This window comes from Candidatus Bathyarchaeota archaeon (assembly GCA_029882535.1).
In the GTDB taxonomy this organism is placed as follows: Archaea; Thermoproteota; Bathyarchaeia; order Bathyarchaeales; family SOJC01; genus JAOUKM01.
This window is the reverse complement of the sequence record JAOUKM010000071.1, coordinates 1-2,556: the sequence shown is the minus strand read 5'-3', so window position 1 is coordinate 2,556 and position 2,556 is coordinate 1. Positions and strand designations below refer to the sequence as shown.

At 43.9% G+C, this 2,556-nt stretch carries 4 protein-coding genes; 2 read left to right on the top strand and 2 right to left on the bottom strand.

The features are described from left to right. Both OEX01_09590 and OEX01_09585 read left to right on the top strand, forming a co-directional pair. On the top strand, positions 1-362 hold a 362-nt coding region (locus tag OEX01_09590), incomplete at its 5' end, for a hypothetical protein (GenBank protein ID MDH5449235.1). 25 nt (positions 363-387) lie between these two features. Next, on the top strand, positions 388-1,338 hold the full coding sequence (locus tag OEX01_09585; GenBank protein MDH5449234.1) for an amidohydrolase family protein: 951 nt from the start codon (positions 388-390) through the stop codon (positions 1,336-1,338). 31 nt (positions 1,339-1,369) lie between these two features. Here OEX01_09585 and OEX01_09580 read toward each other — a convergent pair whose 3' ends face one another. Together OEX01_09580 and OEX01_09575 are read right to left on the bottom strand one after the other, a co-directional pair. Continuing rightward, positions 1,370-1,810 carry a Zn-ribbon domain-containing OB-fold protein gene (locus OEX01_09580; GenBank protein MDH5449233.1) on the bottom strand — a complete coding sequence of 147 codons (441 nt, stop codon included), beginning with the start codon at positions 1,808-1,810 and terminating at the stop codon, positions 1,370-1,372. A 4-nt stretch (positions 1,811-1,814) separates the two neighbouring features. After that, positions 1,815-2,556: thiolase domain-containing protein (locus tag OEX01_09575; protein MDH5449232.1), on the bottom strand; the 742-nt coding region annotated here is incomplete at its 5' end.

The window sequence follows — 2,556 nt, the reverse complement described above, 5'->3', positions numbered from 1 at the left end:
TTAAAGTTAAGAACCCTATGGACACCGAGATGCTATTTGAATCGGTGGGACCAGAGGAGTGTCTAAAAATCTCCTTAGGAGCGGTCCTAGAAGATGAAAATGTTGACTGTGTTGTAGGTGTTTTGCCAACATCTCCCCTTTTTGCGTTTGATATCCAAAAGGCGATTTTAGAGGTTAGAGAAAAAGACCCCAGCAAGCCCATCGCATTTCACATACTAGGCTCCAAAGATATGGTGGACTTATGGACTAAGGAGTTAGAAGAGATAGGAATCGCTGTTTATCCGTCTATTGAAAGATGCGTAAAAGCCTTGGCTGTTTTGCACGAATACAGTTTCAAGCGTCACTCGACTACAAGATCTTGAAGTAAGGGCTTATCCTAAAACTTACATGCGAACAAAAAAAAGTGCAAAAGGACGGTTTGCCCAAATGTCCCAACGAATTGTAGATGTGCACATTCATCCCTTTCCACTACTAACTGAGGACCACGTATTGACCGAGTTGAAGAATGCAGGAGTAGAGATCGGAGTTCTATTGGCGTTGGATGTGGATCCCAATAATCTTGATAGGCCACACGTAAAGGAGATGATTTCCAATCGTCTCCTAGATATGTATTTCTGGGACGCAAAAAAAGTCATGGAGGAATTAAGAACTTTTCTTGAAGTAGCGAGAACAGAAAACGATACAGTGGCAAGCATAGTAAAAAAGTATCCTGATAGATTTGTTGGCTTTGGATCAATTGATTTGTCTAAAAGCCAAGCATATGTGGAGGAGAAGATAAAGGAGATAGATAGACTCAACTTGAAGGGAATAAAGCTCATTCCTACACTTCAATTCTTTAATCCCGTGGAGGCTCGCAAAAAGGTGGAGAGAGTGTTTGAGTTTTGCGAGAGAAAAGAGAAGATTGTTATGTATCATACTGGATGTGATCCTTATGTGTGGGAAGAGCCTCATTTTTCTCAAGATGCAAATCCAATGTATCTGGAGTCAATAGTCGAGGATTTTGACGGAGTGAAGGTGATAGTAGCTCATATGGGTTGCTATAGTAGCAGAATGCCGGGAATCTGGATGGATGAGGCCTTGGAATTGGGAAGAAATCACGAGAACGTGTGGTTTGATGTAGCAGCAGTCACATATGTCGTTACTCGTGAGAATTTTGTTCAAAAGATTAGAAAGACCGTTGGCATGGATCGCGTTCTTTTCGGTTCCGATTATCCAGCTGTGCAAGGAGTAAGTATAAAGATGATGGTTGATGATGTGAAAGAGTCTCGTTATCTGACAGAGATAGAAAAGGAAAAGATTCTTGGCCTAAATGCCATAGAACTTCTTGATTTACAGTAGTCAACTGCCAAATGTCGTAGGGTAGTGTTCTTTATCTTTGGATGGGCACAAATTCGTATGTAAGCACGCCTTCAGACGTAGTTTTAGCCACCAACTTAACCTTCATTCCAACCTTAGTCTCTATCAACGTGGCACCGCTCAGCCAAGCAAGCACTCTAACGCCCTCTTTTAGCCTTGCGATTGCGATGGTATAGTCATCGTATGACTGAAATGTTGCAGGTTTGACAGCGATGTGTGTGAAGGTTTCGATTTCACCCTCGCCACCTAACTCAACCCATTCCATGTCAGATGACAGGCAGGCAGGACAATCTGCAACTGGCGGAAAATTTAGCTTTTCACACTTCTTGCATCTGGTTGTGTAGATTTTTCCTTCCTTAATTCCATCCCAGAATTTTTGGGTTTTGCTTGTAGGTATGTAGTATGTTAAGGTCAGCGGCTTCGACTTTAATGTGGGAAGAGGAGCTTTTGCCACGCAATCACCTCCTCAGTATGGTCACGTAGCAGTAGTGACCAGTTCCTCCGACATTGTGGGCGAGAGCGATATAATTTTTTAGAGGAGCTTGTCTCTGTCTCGATTTTGTTTCTTCTCGGAGTTGCTTTGTCAATTCGTATATCATTGAACATCCAGTTGCCCCGATTGGATGCCCCTTAGCCTTTAGGCCCCCATCTACGTTAACAGGTATTTTGCCTCCTATTTCGGTCTGCCCTTCGCGGATCAGCTTTGCTCCTTCACCTTTCTTACAAAAGCCTATATCTTCGTAGGCCATTATCTCGGCGATCGTGAAACAATCGTGGACAGTGGCAACTTCAATGTCGCTTGGGCTAACTTTAGCATCCTTGAGGGCTCGCCTTGATGCAAGGACAGCGGCTGTAAGGCCCACGTAACTTTCTCTGTTTGTCAAATTCGCTGTACCAGATGATGACCCTACGCCTTCAATCCAGACTGGTGTGTCGATCTTCAGCTCTTTGACCTTTTCCTCCGAAGCTAAGACAATTGCAGCGGCCCCGTCAGTCACTGGACAACAATCGTACAATTTGAGGGGCCAAGCTATAACTGGCGACTCTAACGCGTCTTTAACTGTTATCTCACGGTGGAAGTGGGCTACAGGATTCATATTAGCATACTTGTGATTTTTCACGCTGACTAATGCCAGATCGTCTTCGGTTGTTCCATACTTTGCCATGTGAGCTGTTGCATGCAGTGCATAATAAGCTGGG